The 14,498-nt window shown below is 69.3% G+C and carries 17 protein-coding genes; 7 read left to right on the top strand and 10 right to left on the bottom strand.

Translation table 11 applies throughout. The annotated features are described in order from the left end of the window. Positions 1 to 127 precede the first annotated feature (127 nt). A complete protein-coding gene (locus tag AB0C15_RS19825; protein WP_357353904.1) occupies positions 128 to 751 on the bottom strand; it encodes a GNAT family N-acetyltransferase in 624 nt (207 codons plus the stop codon). 65 nt (positions 752 to 816) lie between these two features. Here AB0C15_RS19825 and AB0C15_RS19820 point away from each other — a divergent pair, with 65 nt between their 5' ends. After that, complete coding sequence (locus tag AB0C15_RS19820; protein ID WP_357353902.1) at positions 817 to 1,692, top strand: transglutaminase domain-containing protein; 876 nt, start codon at positions 817 to 819, stop codon at positions 1,690 to 1,692. A gap of 25 nt (positions 1,693 to 1,717) precedes the next feature. Here AB0C15_RS19820 and AB0C15_RS19815 read toward each other — a convergent pair whose 3' ends face one another. The 3 genes from AB0C15_RS19815 to AB0C15_RS19805 form a co-directional block, all read right to left on the bottom strand. Next, positions 1,718 to 2,653, bottom strand: a complete 936-nt coding sequence (locus tag AB0C15_RS19815) for a thioredoxin (protein WP_357353900.1) — start codon at positions 2,651 to 2,653, stop codon at positions 1,718 to 1,720. A gap of 5 nt (positions 2,654 to 2,658) precedes the next feature. Beyond that, complete coding sequence (locus AB0C15_RS19810) at positions 2,659 to 3,885, bottom strand: epoxide hydrolase family protein (RefSeq protein ID WP_357353898.1); 1,227 nt, start codon at positions 3,883 to 3,885, stop codon at positions 2,659 to 2,661. A gap of 150 nt (positions 3,886 to 4,035) precedes the next feature. Beyond that, positions 4,036 to 4,872, bottom strand: coding sequence for an SDR family oxidoreductase (locus AB0C15_RS19805; RefSeq protein WP_357353896.1), 837 nt, complete (start codon positions 4,870 to 4,872; stop codon positions 4,036 to 4,038). Positions 4,873 to 4,996: 124 nt separating this feature from the next. Between AB0C15_RS19805 and AB0C15_RS19800 the strand changes: the two genes are divergently transcribed. After that, entirely contained in the window at positions 4,997 to 5,599 is a 603-nt protein-coding gene (locus AB0C15_RS19800; protein ID WP_357353894.1) for a TetR/AcrR family transcriptional regulator, read from the top strand. Here the strand turns inward: AB0C15_RS19800 and AB0C15_RS19795 are convergent, their stop codons facing one another. Next, positions 5,600 to 6,400 (bottom strand): class I SAM-dependent methyltransferase, encoded by an 801-nt coding sequence (locus tag AB0C15_RS19795; RefSeq protein WP_357353892.1) that lies wholly within the window; start codon positions 6,398 to 6,400, stop codon positions 5,600 to 5,602. 137 nt (positions 6,401 to 6,537) lie between these two features. On the opposite strand from AB0C15_RS19795, the gene AB0C15_RS19790 reads away from it, so the two are divergent. The 3 genes from AB0C15_RS19790 (at position 6,538) to AB0C15_RS19780 (ending at position 10,906) form a co-directional block, all read left to right on the top strand. After that, positions 6,538 to 7,449, top strand: coding sequence for an expansin EXLX1 family cellulose-binding protein (locus AB0C15_RS19790; protein ID WP_357353890.1), 912 nt, complete (start codon positions 6,538 to 6,540; stop codon positions 7,447 to 7,449). 119 nt (positions 7,450 to 7,568) lie between these two features. Further along, on the top strand, positions 7,569 to 7,940 hold the full coding sequence (locus AB0C15_RS19785; RefSeq protein WP_357353888.1) for a hypothetical protein: 372 nt from the start codon (positions 7,569 to 7,571) through the stop codon (positions 7,938 to 7,940). Between the two features lie 170 nt (positions 7,941 to 8,110). Next, positions 8,111 to 10,906: a TIM-barrel domain-containing protein gene (locus tag AB0C15_RS19780; protein ID WP_357353886.1), complete on the top strand. Its 2,796-nt coding sequence runs from the start codon at positions 8,111 to 8,113 to the stop codon at positions 10,904 to 10,906. A gap of 62 nt (positions 10,907 to 10,968) precedes the next feature. On the opposite strand, the gene AB0C15_RS19775 is transcribed toward AB0C15_RS19780, so the two are convergent. Both AB0C15_RS19775 and AB0C15_RS19770 read right to left on the bottom strand, forming a co-directional pair. After that, positions 10,969 to 11,133 (bottom strand): hypothetical protein, encoded by a 165-nt coding sequence (locus AB0C15_RS19775; RefSeq protein ID WP_357353884.1) that lies wholly within the window; start codon positions 11,131 to 11,133, stop codon positions 10,969 to 10,971. Between the two features lie 83 nt (positions 11,134 to 11,216). Further along, positions 11,217 to 11,507, bottom strand: coding sequence for a hypothetical protein (locus AB0C15_RS19770; RefSeq protein ID WP_357353882.1), 291 nt, complete (start codon positions 11,505 to 11,507; stop codon positions 11,217 to 11,219). A gap of 242 nt (positions 11,508 to 11,749) precedes the next feature. Here AB0C15_RS19770 and AB0C15_RS19765 point away from each other — a divergent pair, with 242 nt between their 5' ends. Both AB0C15_RS19765 and AB0C15_RS19760 read left to right on the top strand, forming a co-directional pair. After that, positions 11,750 to 12,556 carry a helix-turn-helix transcriptional regulator gene (locus AB0C15_RS19765; RefSeq protein ID WP_357353880.1) on the top strand — a complete coding sequence of 269 codons (807 nt, stop codon included), beginning with the start codon at positions 11,750 to 11,752 and terminating at the stop codon, positions 12,554 to 12,556. Further along, on the top strand, positions 12,543 to 12,734 hold the full coding sequence (locus tag AB0C15_RS19760; protein WP_357353878.1) for a DUF397 domain-containing protein: 192 nt from the start codon (positions 12,543 to 12,545) through the stop codon (positions 12,732 to 12,734). The genes AB0C15_RS19765 and AB0C15_RS19760 overlap by 14 nt, the downstream gene beginning before the upstream one ends. 214 nt (positions 12,735 to 12,948) lie before the next feature. Here AB0C15_RS19760 and AB0C15_RS19755 read toward each other — a convergent pair whose 3' ends face one another. The 3 genes from AB0C15_RS19755 to AB0C15_RS19745 form a co-directional block, all read right to left on the bottom strand. Beyond that, positions 12,949 to 13,125, bottom strand: coding sequence for a hypothetical protein (locus AB0C15_RS19755; protein ID WP_357353876.1), 177 nt, complete (start codon positions 13,123 to 13,125; stop codon positions 12,949 to 12,951). Positions 13,126 to 13,185: 60 nt separating this feature from the next. Further along, positions 13,186 to 13,509: a nuclear transport factor 2 family protein gene (locus AB0C15_RS19750; RefSeq protein WP_357353874.1), complete on the bottom strand. Its 324-nt coding sequence runs from the start codon at positions 13,507 to 13,509 to the stop codon at positions 13,186 to 13,188. A gap of 124 nt (positions 13,510 to 13,633) precedes the next feature. After that, on the bottom strand, positions 13,634 to 14,464 hold the full coding sequence (locus AB0C15_RS19745; RefSeq protein ID WP_357353872.1) for an SDR family NAD(P)-dependent oxidoreductase: 831 nt from the start codon (positions 14,462 to 14,464) through the stop codon (positions 13,634 to 13,636). Positions 14,465 to 14,498 lie beyond the last annotated feature (34 nt).

Genomic DNA, 14,498 nt, shown 5'->3' with positions numbered 1-14,498 from the left:
TCGGGTCGACAGGCACCTCCGCCGCTCGACCGTGTCGCGGCGGCGGTCACGCGCAGATCTTGGACAGTTTCCGTCAGCGCAGAACGGAAACTGTCCAAGATCTCGGCAAGAGCCAGCAGCCGCCCCGCTAGCGGGGTGGCTGCTGCATGATCCAGGTGGGTACGGGCTCCGACAGGGTGCCCACCACCTCCCAGCCGGCCCGGCGGTACAGCTCGACGTTGCCCGGTTTGCTGGTCTCCAGGATCGCCGGCAGGCCGTCGGCGGCGGCGCGATCCAGCCCGGCCCGCATGACCGCCCGGCCCCAGCCGCGTCCGGCGCTGGACGGGTGGGTGCCCAGCACACCGAGATACCAGAACGGGTACGTCGGCAGGACGTCGTGCACAACGTGGTCGTAGCCCTGCACGCGGGCCAGCACGTCGGCCGGGTACTGGACTTCCACCGGCGATTCGTGCCCGGCGGCCGGCGACCCGGCTGACACCTGACCGGGCGACCCGAGCGGCGCCTGACCCGACGACCCGGCCGGGGGCTCCCAGACGGCGACCGACGCGCCCCCGCCGATCGTCCAGATCGAACTCCTGTGCACCCGCTTGTCGAAGAGGTGGCCGAAGAAGACGGCGGCGTAGCGCGGGTAGGTGTCGTCGTCGGGGAACAGGTGCCGCAGGATGGGATCCTTCACGAACGCGGCAACCAGGGTGCCGACCACCGCGTCGCGGTCCGCCGGGGTGGCGATGGTGATCTCGGGCATCGTCATGACAATCAACGATATTGCAGGTCGGCTGCCCCCACCGGCCCGGCGAAACGGGGCAGACTCGTCCCATGAACGTCGATGACTACCGGCGGCACTCGCCGTACAGCGACCCCGGTCGGCACGGCGCGCTGCTCGACGCCGTGCCCACCGACATCGCGAGCATCGCGGCGACCGTCCGCAACGTGATCGTGCACTACCGCGCCGGCGGCGTCGAGTTGCCCCCCGACCGGCTTGAGGAGGTTAACTGCCGTTGGGTGGACCGCATCCTCGACACCGACCAGTCCCGTTTTCCGCTGCCGCTGACCGCCGAACGTCCGGCCGTCGACCGGGTGGCCGGCTGCTGCCGGGACCACACGCTGCTCTCGGTCGCGGTGTTGCGTCAGCACGGCATTCCCAGCCGCAGCCGGGTCGGTTTCGCCTCGTACTTCGCGCCCGGCTGGCACCACGACCACGTGCTTGTGGAGTACTGGGACGGCCACCGCTGGGTCTGGGCCGACCCGGAGGTCGACCCGGCCGGCGACTGGGGGTCCGACGGCTACGACATCGACCCGAAGGCCGGGCTCTTCGACTCGGCGGCGCGGGTGTGGTCGGCGTACCGGGCCGGCACGATCGACCCCGACCGCTACGGCGTCAGCCCGGACCTGCCGATCCGGGGCGACTGGTTCATTCACGACTACGTCCTGATCGAGCTGGCCCACCGGCAGAAGGACGAGCTGCTGCTCTGGGACGGCTTCGGCGGGATGACCGAGGACATCGCCACCGCCGACCTCACACTGGTGGACGAGATCGCCGCGTTGCTGCTCGCCGCCGACGACGGTGACGAGGCCGCGGAGAAGGCCCTCGCCGACAGGTACGCCGCCGACGCCCGACTCCGCCCCGGCCCGCGGGTGCACATGATGTCGCCGGTCTCCGGCACGGTCAGCGTGGTCGACCTGCGCCGCTGAGCGGCCGGGGCGTGCCCGGCTCCGACTAACCAAAGGTGAAGGCGTACGCGGCCGCACCGGGCTCGTCGAACGTGACCTCCAGGGTCCGCTCACGGACCGTGCCGTCCTGGCGTACGAGCTGGTAGAGGCGACCGTCGTGGAGCACCCCGTGGCCGTCGGCGTCGACGTCGTCGCCGTGGGACGGGCCGGGCGGCGTCCCGTCGAGGAGCACCCGGAACGGGATCGACCCTCCCGCCCCGGGGGCCAGCACGAGGTGTGCGTCCCGGGCGTGGAACCGGAAGGCGATGCTGCCGCCGGCCCGGTCGACCACGACGCTCTCCGCCCCGATGGTCCACTCCCCCGCCAGGGCCCACTGGTTGAGGCCGAGGCCCTCCGGCAGGTGGTAGGCGCGGCGTTCGTCGAGCGCCGGGCCGTTCGGCGACGCGAAGTGGACGCCGCGACTGAATCCGAGGTACGTCTCGGGCGTCCGCAGGTTGTTCCAGTCGGCCTCCGCCTCCGGGCCGAGACCGTGCACGGGCACGGGTGCTCGGTCGATGCCGAGCAGTTGCTGGAGCATCTGCTCGGACTGCTCGTAGCGCCCCTCACCGAAGTGCTCGTCGCGGATGACGCCCCCGGTGTCGGCGAAGTAGAGCGCCGGCCAGTAGTGGTTGTCGAAGGCGCTCCAGATGGCGTAGTCGTTGTCGACAGCGACCGGGTAGTCGATCGACCGGGCCGCGACCGCTCGACGCACCCACTCGACGTCGTGCTCGAACCCGAACTCGGGCGTGTGCACCCCGACGACGACCAGGCCGTCGTCCCGGTACGCCTGCGACCAGGCGCGCACGTACGGCTCCTGACGCAGCCAGTTGATGCAGGTGAGCGTCCAGAAGTTGACCAGGACGACGCGTCCGCCCAGGTCGGCGGGGCCGAGTGGCTCGGTGTTGAGCCACTCGGCCGCCCCGGTGAACGGGGGCAGGTGCACGGCCACTAGCGCAGCGACCGGAAGGCGGTGCGAAGCTCCTCGGAGAAGATCTTCGGCTGTTCCCAGGCCGCGAAGTGCCCGCCCACGTCGAGCTTGTTGTAGTAGATGAGGTTGGAGTACGCCTGCTCGGCCCAACTCTGCGGCGCCTCGTACAACTCGTCGGGGAAGACGCTCACCGCGACCGGGATCTTGACGCCCTTGGCGGCGAAGAACGACAGCTTGTTCTCCGCGTACAGCCGGGACGCGGAGACCGCGGTGTTCGTCAACCAGTAGAGCGAGATGTTGTCCAGGATGTCGTCACGGGTGAGGCCGGCTTTCGCCCCGTCGAAGACCTGCGAGATCAGGGCCAGACTCTTCGCGTCGTGGTCGAGCAGGAAGGACGCCAGGCCCACCGGAGAGTCGGCCAGCCCGGTCAGCGTCTGCGGACGTGTCGCCATCATGAGGGCGTACGCGACGTGCTTCCACACGTAGTTGGCTTCCTCGGCGGCACGCATCTCGTCGGCGGAGAGGCCGGAGGGCAGCGAGCCCATGGCGTTGTTCGCGCCGGTGGTGTCGCCCTGGAACAGCAGGTCGATCTCGGGTGGGATCGCACCGGGCATGTTGGTGTGGATGCCGAGCAGTTCCGGGGGTGCCTGGAGGCCCATCTGGTCGACGATGACCGCGCCCCAGTCACCGCCCTGCGCGACGAACCGGTCGTAGCCGAGCCGCTTCATCAGCTCCGTCCAGGCGGTCGCGATCTTCTGCGGGCTCCACCCCGACTCGGTCGGCTTGCCGGAGAAACCGTGGCCGGGCAGCGACGGGATGACCAGGTGGAAGGCGTCCGACGCGCTCGCGCCGTGCGCGGTCGGATCGGTGAGCGGCTCGATGATTTTCATCTGCTCGATCACCGAGCCCGGCCACCCGTGGGTGACGATGAGCGGCAGCGCGTCCTCGTGCTTCGAGCGCACGTGGATGAAGTGGATGTCCACCCCGTCGATGGTGGTCATGAACTGCGGCACGGCGTTCAGCCGTGCCTCGACCTTGCGCCAGTCGTACTCCTTCTCCCAGTAGCGGGCGACGGCCTGGATCGTCGCGAGTGGCACGCCTTGCGACTGGTCGTCCACCGTTTCCTTGTCCGGCCAGCGGGTGGCCTTGATGCGCCTCTTCAGGTCATCGAGGTCGGCCTGCGGAATGTCGACCGAGAACTGTCGAATCTCCGTGGTGCCCGGACGAGTCTTGGTTTTGACAGCCATGCGTGTTTCCTCTCCGTCTAGGTTTGCGCCTCGCGAGGAGAAATCATGGGGTGCAGGCTCTGCCCGGACTTATGTGCCGTGATTGGGCACGCCGCCGCCATATCTCGGAGCCTAGAACGCCGTACCCCTGGCCCGTGGCGATACGGCTGGTCAGTGCGTCTGCCCCGGTGCCGAGACGGCGTGCTCGGCGGCGCGGCTGACCTGCTCCCACCCCGCCCAGGTGTCCATCCGTCGACGGGCGATGTCGAACGCCAGGTCGTACACCATGCTGCCGAGCAGGAGCCGCAGCGGCGGGTCGTCGCTGTCGACCAGGCGCAGCAACGCCTCGGCGGCCAGTCGGGGTTCGCTGTCGACGGAGCCTTCCGCCCACTGCCGCTCCAACTCGGCGCGCAGTGGCGCGTAGGGCTCCATCGGGGTGGTGGCGCTCAGACTCGTGTAGAGGTCGGTCCAGTAACCGCCCGGCTGCACCATGCTGACCGTGATGCCGAAGGCCGCAGCCTCCATCGCCAGCGCCTCACTCATGCCCTCCAGGGCGAACTTGCTCGCGCTGTACATGCCGGTGCTGGGGAAGCCACCGAGCGCGGCGATGCTGGAGACCTGCACGATGTGGCCGGACCGTTGGGCGCGCAGGTGCGGCAGCACCGCCTGACTGAGCCAGAGCGCGCCGAACAGGTTGACCTCGAACTGGGCGCGCGCCTCGGCCTCGGTGAACTCTTCGATCATGCCCATCGACAGCGTGCCGGCGTTGTTGACGACGATGTCGAGCCGACCGAAGTGCGCGACGGCGGCGTTCACGGCGGCGACGACCGACGCGCGGTCGGTCACGTCGAGGGTCAGGGCGAGCAGCCGGTCGGCGTACTCCTCGTTGAAGGTGGCTTTCTCGATGGTCCGGGCGGCGGCGACCACCCGGTCGCCCCGCTCGAGTGCGGCGTCGGCGAAGGCGCGGCCCAGGCCGCGGCTGGCGCCGGTGATGAACCAGGTACGCATGCGGTCTCCTTCGATCACTGTGAGACGAGACGGTTCGTCTCGTTCATGAATCGAAGGCTAGGCCGGCCCGTCACGGCCGTCAAGACGATACGGTCCGTCTCGTCTCCTGGTATCGTGCCGCTCCATGACGCCGAACACGGCCCGCCGGAACGAGACCTCGCGACGGGCCATCCTCACCGCGGCCTTCGACCTGCTTCAGGACATGGGGTACGCGAAGCTCAGCATCGAGGGCATCGCCGCGCGGGCCGGCGTCGGCAAACAGACCATCTACCGCTGGTGGCCGTCGAAAGGCGCGGTCATCTTCGACGCCTTCCTCCTGCTCAGCGAGGCCACCGAGGGTGGGCCGCCGACCCTGCCCGACACCGGAGAACTGGCGGCGGACCTGACAGTGGTGCTGCGCGCCACGGTCGAGGAGATGAACGACCCCCGCTACGAGCAACCGATGCGCGCGCTGGCCACCGAGATCGCGCTCGACCCCGAGCTGGCCGCCGCGTACGCCGAACGCCTGGACGGGCCGTTGAAGGAGGCCAAACGGCAACGCCTGCGCAGCGCCCAGCGGGCCGGCCAGATCGCCGACGATGTCGACCTCGACGTGGCCGTAGACCTGATCTGGGGGCCGATACTCAGCCGCTGGCTGCACCGCAGCGGGCCGCTCACCACCGAGTACGCCGACCTCGTCGTCAGCACCGCCCTCAACGGCCTGCGTCCCCGCCGATCCGGCGCGTGACTAGCTCCGACGTGCCGTGCAGACCACGTAGCCCTTGGGGTCACGCCACGGCCCCACCTCGGCGGCGAACCAGGCGCGCACCTTCGCCTCGATGGCTCGCGTCAACTCCGGGCGGAGGGCCGAGTCGGGCTCGACGCCGTAGAACGACAGGTTGGCCGCGGCGAACGCGATGACCGGCTCCGGACGGTCGAAGACGAGAGCGTTGTCGTACCGGTGGACCGCGACCGCGCCGAACGTCGACTCGATCATCTCGGGCAGGTTGTCGCTATGGACGCGTGAGTTGGGCACGACGGGGATGTCGATTCCCGCCGACGTCACCACCTCAGCGAGGAGCGCGGACACCCGTGGTGTCGCGCCGGAGCAGTTGACCACGGCGGCGAAGACCCCCTCCGACCCGAGCACCCGCCGGCACTCGGCCAACGCCCGCCGCACGTCCGGCACGTGGTAGAGCATGTGACGCGCGGTGACGACATCGAAGACCCCCGCGTCGTACGGCAGGTCCGTCGCGGTGCCGAGGTGCGCCGACACACCCGCGACGTCATGGAGCGCGTGCACCGCCGCGGGTGACAGGTCCAACCCCACGAGCCGGCCGCGATGGCCCCGCTCGGCGAGGTTACGGAGAAAGGCTCCGGTGCCGCAGCCGACATCGAGCAGGTCCGCGTCCCCGGACAGCGACACCGCCTGCCGGACCGTGCCGTCGAGGTCGTCGCGATGTTCGCTGTAGCGCTGATGGGTCTGGATTCGCGTGGTCAACGCCTCCAGTGAGAGGTACTCCTGCACATCGGAGATGGAGGGCTTCACCCCGTGACCCCTTTCCCTGGAACGACTCCGCACCGTGATGGCGGGACGTCTCATAGTGCCCACGAGAATCGCGTCGGGCGAGTGCCGCAGTCGGCGTTGTTGCGCTGCCGCAACGTGCTGCGGCAACATCAGGCGCCGTGACGGCACCAGGCACGGCCCCCGACAACCACACCCCGGCCAGCACGCCCCGGCTGGGTCGGCGCGCCCGGCACTGGTTGGCCGGGGCCGGGGTCACCGCCCTGGCCGCCGTCCTCGGCATCACCCTCGCCGTCCGTGGCGGTGCGACCCCCGCCTGCGCCGCGCCGCCGACGGGCAACGCCGTCCACAAGGGAAAAGCCAGCTTCTACGACGCGGGCCGCTCGGGTGGCAACTGCTCCTTCCCCGGCCCGCCGGCGGACCGCCTTTACGTGGCCCTCGGCGCATCCCAGTACTCCGGGTCGGCGGCCTGCGGCAGTTACCTGGAGGTGAGCGGCCCGAAGGGCAAGGTCCGGGTCATGGTCATGGACCAGTGCGGCGGCTGCGGAACCAGCAAGATCGACCTCTCCACCGAGGCGTTCACCAGGATCGCCGACCGGTCGCAGGGCATCGCCCCGATCACCTACCGGGCGGTGGTGAACCCGCCGCTCAACGGCGGGCTGACCTTCCGGATCAAGGGCGGCGCCTCGAAGTACTGGTTCGCGGTGCAGGTCGGCAACCACGGCAACCCGCTCCGCTCGGTCGAGGCGAAAGGGCCCGGTGGCGGCTTCCGCAAGGCCGCCCGCCAGAGCGACAACCACTGGACCATCGACGGCGGGATCGGCCCCGGGCCCTACAGCATCAGGGTCACCGACGTGTACGGCCGCCAGGCGACCGCCACCGGCATCCGCCTGGTCACGAAGCAGGTGCAGCGCAGCACCGCCACCCTCGCCAGCGCCTCCCCCACCCCCAGCAGCTCGCCGCCGGCCCCGCCGAGCCCCAGCATCGTGCCCTCGCCGAGCGAGTCGGCCACACCGACGGCGACCGTCGAAGCGCTCGCCGGCGCCGCCCCCCTCGACCGCCCCCACTGCTGAACGTCCGTTGATCGACTCGGCTTTCAGGAAGTCGGCCCATCCCCAGCCGTCGGACACCCCGATTTCATGAAAGCCGAGTGGCAGCGAATCAGTCCTCAGGCCCGCCGTACCATCCCACGATGATCTCGGAAACCTTCGATGCCCGTGGCGGGCTCACCTACGTCGACCGCCTCGCCTTCATCCGAGGAGACACGCTCAGAGCCGTCCGCCGGATGGCCTGGCCGACGGTCAAGCTGCACGCCAACGGCAGCACGCTGACCTTCACGTCGCGTGCCGGGTCGGACACCCTGGAGCACTTCTACGTCGCCGCGGTGGCGCACCACCCGTTCCACCGAAGGTTCCCGCTGCCGGCGACCGCCGTCGCCTTCGAGGTCGAGGAGCGCGATCAGGTCCTGCTCTTCTGGACTCCCCGCGCGCGGGCGGTGCTGCGTGCACTGGAGACGTTGGGCTGGGACGCCGAGCAGCCCGAGCCCTGGACTCCGTACGCCTGATCTGGCGTTCGTGGGGTTGTCGTCACCCTGCGCAGCGGCGGGCGGCCGGACGAGTACGGCAGGTGACGAAAGAGAGAAGGGACACCCTCGGAGGCCCGTTGACATGCGTTTCCGGCTGGTGACAGCGTTGTCTTCGACTCATTTCCTCCATTTGAGACGAGGAGCGCATCTTGCTCTATCGGAACTCACCGCGTCGCCGCACGACAGCAGCCGCCGCGGCCGGCATCCTCATCACCGGGCTGGCTCTCGCCCCGTCCGCGCCGGCGCAGGCCAGCCGTCACAAGGCGCAGGACGGTGCCGTCCGGTCGGGTGACGCCCGTTTCGAGGTGCTGTCCCCGACCCTGATCCGCACCGAGTACCAGCAGGACGGCAGGTTCACCGACGCCGCCACGTTCAACGCCGTCGGGCGGGACGACTTCCCCCGTACGCGTTTCACCAAGAGCACCGACCACGGCTGGCTCACCATCGACACCGGCGCGATGACGTTGCGCTACCGGGTCGGCTCGGGGGCGTTCACCGCCGACAACCTCACCGTGCAGCTCAAGGCCGGCAAGCAGACCGTGCAGGGCCAGCCGTGGGCCGGTCACACCGCCCCGGCCTGCGCGTTCGGCGCGCTCTGCGAGGCAGAGTCGTTGCGGCTGAACGGCCCCGGCGTGGCCACCGACCACCAGGGGTACACCGGACGCGGGTTCGCCGCCGGTTTCGCCGCCACCGGCGACTCGGCCACCTTCGCACTCGACGCCCCGGCAGGCGGCACGAGGCAGCTCACCGTCCGCTACGCCAACAGCACCGGCGGCGACGGCCAGAACGTGGCCCGCACCCTCACGGTCCAGGTCGACGGCGACGCCGGCCACACGCTGACCCTGCCGCCCACCACCAACTGGGACACCTGGGGCACGGCAAGCGTGCCGATCGACCTCACCGCCGGCCGGCACGAGATCCGCGTGCTGCGGGGTCCCGACGACTCCGGCAACGTGAACGTCGACAGCCTCGCGGTGGTCGACCCGGGTGCTCCGTTCCCGGCACCGGCCGCGGCCCAGCCGCAGCCCCTGCGCTTCGGCACCCTGGGTGAGGCCGAGACCGGCGCGCTGACCGGCGGCGCACGGCCCGCGAACGACCACAACGGCGCTTCGGGTACGGGATTCCTGGCCGGCCTGGAGAGCACCACCTCCGCCGTCGCGCTCACCGTGACCGATGTGCCCGCCGCGGGTGACTACCGGGTGCAGATCCGGTACGCGAACGGTCAGGCCGGCGCCCAGCCGAGCCAGACGCGCACCATGTCGGTGACGGCGGGATCGGCGGCACCGGTCACGGCGACCCTTCCGCCGACGAGCGGGTGGGACTACTGGAACACCGTGTCCGTCCCGGTGCACCTCGATCGTGGCACCAACACGGTGACCCTCGGCTGCCCCACGGACGCGAGCTGCAACGTCAACGTCGACACCGTCGCCGTCACGACCACGGTCTCGCCGCTGCTCGCCCCGCACGCGCCGCTCGGCGGCTACCGCCGGGGCCTGGACGGTGTGACCGGCTCCGCGCTCACCGCCCCGGGCCTGCTCTACCAGGACGGCTGGTACCTGCTCGACGACTCGGCCTCGGCCCTGCGCACCACCAAGCCCCGGCCCGCGCCCGAGCAGGACGGCTACGTCTTCGCGTACGGGCAGGACTTCACCCGTGGCCTGAAGGACCTGTCGACGCTGACCGGGCCCACGAAGCTGCTGCCGAAGTGGGCGTACGGGGTGTGGTACTCCGAGTACTACGACCGCACCGCCACCGAGTTCCAGGACATCGTGGCCCGGGCGAAGGCCGAAGGCGTACCCATGGATGTTCTTGTTCTCGACACCGACATCAAGGCGCCGGACAAGTGGAACGGCTGGAGCATCGACCCCACCCGGATCCCCGACCCGAAGGCGTTCTTCGACTGGGCGAAGAAGCAGGGCCTGCACACCGGCATCAACATCCACCCGAGCATCCTCGGCTCGGACCCGAAGTTCGCCCAGGCGCAGGCCACCGCGAAGGGCAAGCTCCAGCGGGTCGGCTGCAACGGCGGCCCCGACTGCTACACGTTCGACTTCGGCGACCCGGACCAGCTCAAGGCATACCTGCACCTGCACGACGGGATGATCCCGAAGGGCAGCAAGGGCCCGGACCTGTGGTGGCTGGACTGGTGCTGCGACAACACGAAGTCCTCGCTCGCCGGCGTGACCGGCGACGCGTGGATCAACCAGCAGTACGCCGACAAGACCGGCTTCGCCTTCTCCCGCGCGTACGGCTCGTTGCAGGCCGGCGGCTACAGCAGCCCGACCCCGGTGGCCACCGGCCCGTGGGCCGACAAGCGCACCACGCTGCACTTCACCGGCGACACCACCTCCGACTGGTCGACGCTCCAGATGGAGGTCGGCTACACGCCTGGCGAGTCGGCCGCGACCGGGCTGGCCGCGGTCAGCCACGACATCGGCGGGCACACCGGCGGCCTCAAGGAGCCGGGCAGCGAACCGGGCAGCACCAAGCTGCCCGACGACCTCTACGCCCGGTGGGTCCAGTTCGGCACGTTCCAGCCGATCGACCGGCTGCACTCCAACCACAGCGACCGGCTGCCCTGGCAGTACGGCCCGGCGGCCAACGCCTCCGCCAAGAAGTTCCTCAACCTGCGCAAGGAACTACAGCCGTACACCTACGCCGCCGCCAAGGAGGCCACCCGCACGGGTACGCCGATCGCCCGCTCGATGTACCTGGCGTACCCGAACGAGCAGGCCGCGTACGCCACCGCCGGCTCCCAGTACCTCTACGGCCCGGACTACCTGGTGGCACCGGTGACGACGCCGGGCACCACCGCCACCACCTCGGTGTGGTTCCCGCCGGGCAACACCTGGACCGACATCTTCACCGGGAAGACGTACCGGGGCGGCACCACACAGAACATCACCACCACGCTCGACACCATGCCGGTGTTCAAGAAGCACTGAGGTCTTAGGGATCCGGTTGCCGGCCGGGTGGGGGCAACCCCGCCCGGCCGGTTCTTTTCTGGCTAGCGTCGAGGCCGGCGGGCCAGCGACAGCCAGCCGAGGAACCGGCCGTGCATCGCCGGCAGGTCAGGGCACAAACCCAGGTTGTACGCGTCGTCGACCGCCTCCTGCATCGACGCGGCCAGGTAGAACGCCAACGCGATCGAGTGCCCGTAGAACTCGGTCACGAGGACGAGCTGAGCCGGGCGGCAAGGCCAGGATGCCGCGCAGTTGCGACACCGCCACGCCGGACGCATCGGCAGGTGCGGCGTCATCCGACCCGCACCCGACGTCGCGGACGTCTGGCCGGCCTGGTCGGCGCGACGGGCAGGGGCTGCCGCCGTACACCCGCTCGCATCACGTACAACTCGCGCCGTGCGACCGCGTCGCCCGCCGCGTTGAGCTGGTAACCCTCAATCCAGACCCAACCGTGGTACGTGTGCCGCCCGGGCAACTCACGGATCACGCGCACGAAGATCGGGCGCAGGAACTGCACGCTCGCCGCGGTGGTCAGGTGGATGACGTCGCCGGCCTTCATCGTCTCGGGCTTGTTGTCGGGCATGGTCTTCCCCTTGGTGCCGTTGGGAAGGGGCCGCTCCCGTGAGTGCTCGCCCGTCGGGAGCGACCCCGCTGCGAACGCGACCACCGGATCTCGTGGGCCTGCCAGCCGCGCCGCCTGGTGACACTCTGCTGCGCAGGCCACTACGCTCGGAAGGTGTTCCAGGTGTCCGGGCCAGAGCTGGCAGGACAGGCTCCAGGCATGTGGCACCTCGGGTAGTCGATCTCCGATTTGAGGAGCGTTGAATGGCTGACGTGCCGAGTCCCCTGGCGGACTTCATCGTGAGCGAGATCCGCCGTGCCCGTGGATCGTCCGGGATGACGCAGGAGGCGTTCGGCCGGGCAGCAGGCTTCAGCGCCTCGCACGTCAGCGCCGTGGAGAGCGGCACCCGAGCGCTGACGATGGACTTCATCCGGGGAGCGGACCGCGCCTTCGACAACGACGGGCTGTTCGGACGCCTGGTGACGAAGTTCGGCGCACCGTCGTGGTTTCTGCCGTGGCTTGATGCGGAGCGCGGCGCGCGACAGCTTCGCCTCTTCGAGCCACTTCTGATCCCGGGCCTACTTCAGACCGAGAACTACGCCCACGTCGTGATGCGGTTGAACGACCTCATGTCCGCCACCGAGGTCGACCAACAGGTGAGCGCCCGCATGAGCCGACACAAGATCCTCACCGGCGACAGCCCGCCGCAAGTGGTGGCCGTGCTGGACGAATCCACGCTTCGTCGCGGGGGCGACGAGCACGCCGGCATCATGGCCGAGCAGATCGCCCACCTCCTCACCATCGCCCAACTCCCGCACGTTCACATCCACGTGATCCCGGCAGGCGCGGGCCTCCACATCGGGCTGTCCGGGCCGTTCGCGCTGGCGCGGGCCGATGACGGGGCCTGGGTCGGGCACCTCGAAAATCAGCTCGGCGGGATCGTGGTCAACACCGAAGATGGGCTACATACTCTTCATGCAAGGTGGGAGAACGTGAGGAACGAAGCACTCCCGCGCCGACAGTCCAACGAGCTGATGAAGGAAGTGCACAGCCACCATGGACCTCACTAACGCCATCTGGCGCAAGTCCCGGCGCAGCGGATCGTCCGGGGGCAACTGCGTCGAGGTCGCCGACAACCTGCCTGGCGTCGTCGGCGTACGCGACAGCAAAGACCCTGCCGGCCCGGCACTGAGCTTCGGTCCGGCTGCTTGGCGGGCGTTCGTCGCCGAGGTCGCCGGGCGGCCCTGACCCGCCGCCGCAGGCACGACGCGCGAACTCCACCACGTGTGTTGGCTGGGCCGGCAAGTCAATGTTCTGGTGAGCGGTATACCTCAGAGTCATATTCATACCTCTGAGGTATACCGCCAACTACCGCATCCACCCGGCGGAGGTGACCGACGGTAACCGCCAACCGCGATCGCAGGGGCGACCGGAACGGGAGTGTCCCGATCGCGGCGAGGGCTCAGGTGTTGATGGCGCCCATCACGCTCGCGGCGGTGTTGCCGCGCGCAGCGCGTTCTCCGGCTGCTACCGCCTGTTCCGGGGTGGCGCCACGAGCCATGGCCGCGGCCACGGCCTCGGTGCGCTGCTGCTCGATCTTCTCTTTACGCCTCTGCGTGAACCAGCTCCAGATAGACATCGTCCAATTCTTTCCGAGCGTTGGCCACAGTAAACCGGCTTCCCGCTCAGGGGTGACGAGTCAGACGGGCTCGATCGCGAGATCGGTGACCTGGTCGTCCTTGATGTCGAACACAAATGCGAACGACAGGGGCCCTCCGGGGAAATCACCGTCCCCGGAGGCCACCATCCGGTCGTCGGCGAACGAGGTCGGCGTGAGCACGACCTTGGGGTCGATCAGGTGCCCCTGGATCCACTCGCGGATCTCGGCCTCGCCGACCCAGGTCTTTCCGTCATCGCGCACGGTGGCACCGTCGCCGAAGACCGCAGCCAGCGCGTTCGTGTCGTGCGCGTTGGTGGCTGCGACGAAGGCATCGACGGCCTTGGGTAGAGTGATGTCGTTCATTTCTGCTCTCCAACTTTCTCGGGTGCCAGGACGCGGGCGCGTGCTGGCATGTCTTGGCAACACACAGGCGTCGCGGCAAGGTTGACCTCTCCGCGAGGCACAGACGCAACGTCGGGAAACAGGCTCAGAAGTCAGCTCCGCGGGAGAGCTTCTCGTTCGCGCGCAGCTCCGCGAGTGCGTCCTCGTGCATCGCGACAACGACGTCGTATCCGTCGTTGCCGAGCACGATTCGTTTCGGTGGAACAGGCGCGTTCATCGCGCTGATCACGGCCTGCACCCCGCGAACAGGGTCTCCTGCCTGCTTGCCGTTGTGGTCCACGAACGCCGCCTTGACGCCCTCAACCATGGGCACGTAGGCGTCGACGATCTCGTTGACGTCCTCGTTCTGGAAGTAGGTGAAGGCCCCCGTGCGGAATGCTCCTGGCTCCACCACGAGCACGCGCACACCGAACGGCTCAACTTCCTGGCGCAGGGTCTCCGACAGTCCTTCGACGGCGAACTTCGCCGCCGCGTAGTAGCCGAACCCCTGCGCGCCGACCAGGCCGGCCACCGACGACATGTTCACGATCCAGCCGTCCCCGCGTGCCCGCATACCGGGCAGGACCGCGCGCACCACCTCGACCACGGCGAACAGGTTGAGGTCGAACGTGCGGCGGATCGTCTCGTGAGGGGCACCCTCGATCGAGCCGTACCAGCCACGGCCCGCGCTGTTGACCAGCACGTCGATCCCGCCGAACCGCTCCTCGGCCGCCTTGACCGCCGCACGCACCTGGTCGGCATCGGTGACGTCGAGCTGGAGAACCAGCACCCGGTCGCCGTGTGGTTCAGCCCACTCCCGCAGTTCAGAGGGCCGACGCGCGGTCACCACCACCTGATCGCCCTGCTTCAGGGCGGCCTCGGCGTAGACCAGGCCGAACCCTCCGGGGGTCCCGCCAGTGATGAACCAGGTCTTCATGACTTCTCCCTTCGCTATAGAACGCAATGTAGCG

Origin of the sequence: Micromonospora sp. NPDC048835 (assembly GCF_040649995.1) — a bacterium.
Taxonomy (GTDB): Bacteria; Actinomycetota; Actinomycetes; order Mycobacteriales; family Micromonosporaceae; genus Micromonospora.
This window is presented reverse-complemented; position numbering and strand designations above follow the sequence as displayed.

Coding starts and splice junctions, on each gene's coding strand:
- AB0C15_RS19825 (WP_357353904.1), bottom strand. CDS start 751: ATGACGATGCCCGAGATCACCATCGCCACCCCGGCGGACCGCGACGCG.
- AB0C15_RS19820 (WP_357353902.1), top strand. CDS start 817: ATGAACGTCGATGACTACCGGCGGCACTCGCCGTACAGCGACCCCGGT.
- AB0C15_RS19810 (WP_357353898.1), bottom strand. CDS start 3,885: ATGGCTGTCAAAACCAAGACTCGTCCGGGCACCACGGAGATTCGACAG.
- AB0C15_RS19805 (WP_357353896.1), bottom strand. CDS start 4,872: ATGCGTACCTGGTTCATCACCGGCGCCAGCCGCGGCCTGGGCCGCGCC.
- AB0C15_RS19800 (WP_357353894.1), top strand. CDS start 4,997: ATGACGCCGAACACGGCCCGCCGGAACGAGACCTCGCGACGGGCCATC.
- AB0C15_RS19785 (WP_357353888.1), top strand. CDS start 7,569: ATGATCTCGGAAACCTTCGATGCCCGTGGCGGGCTCACCTACGTCGAC.
- AB0C15_RS19770 (WP_357353882.1), bottom strand. CDS start 11,507: ATGCCCGACAACAAGCCCGAGACGATGAAGGCCGGCGACGTCATCCAC.
- AB0C15_RS19765 (WP_357353880.1), top strand. CDS start 11,750: ATGGCTGACGTGCCGAGTCCCCTGGCGGACTTCATCGTGAGCGAGATC.
- AB0C15_RS19760 (WP_357353878.1), top strand. CDS start 12,543: ATGGACCTCACTAACGCCATCTGGCGCAAGTCCCGGCGCAGCGGATCG.
- AB0C15_RS19755 (WP_357353876.1), bottom strand. CDS start 13,125: ATGTCTATCTGGAGCTGGTTCACGCAGAGGCGTAAAGAGAAGATCGAG.
- AB0C15_RS19750 (WP_357353874.1), bottom strand. CDS start 13,509: ATGAACGACATCACTCTACCCAAGGCCGTCGATGCCTTCGTCGCAGCC.
- AB0C15_RS19745 (WP_357353872.1), bottom strand. CDS start 14,464: ATGAAGACCTGGTTCATCACTGGCGGGACCCCCGGAGGGTTCGGCCTG.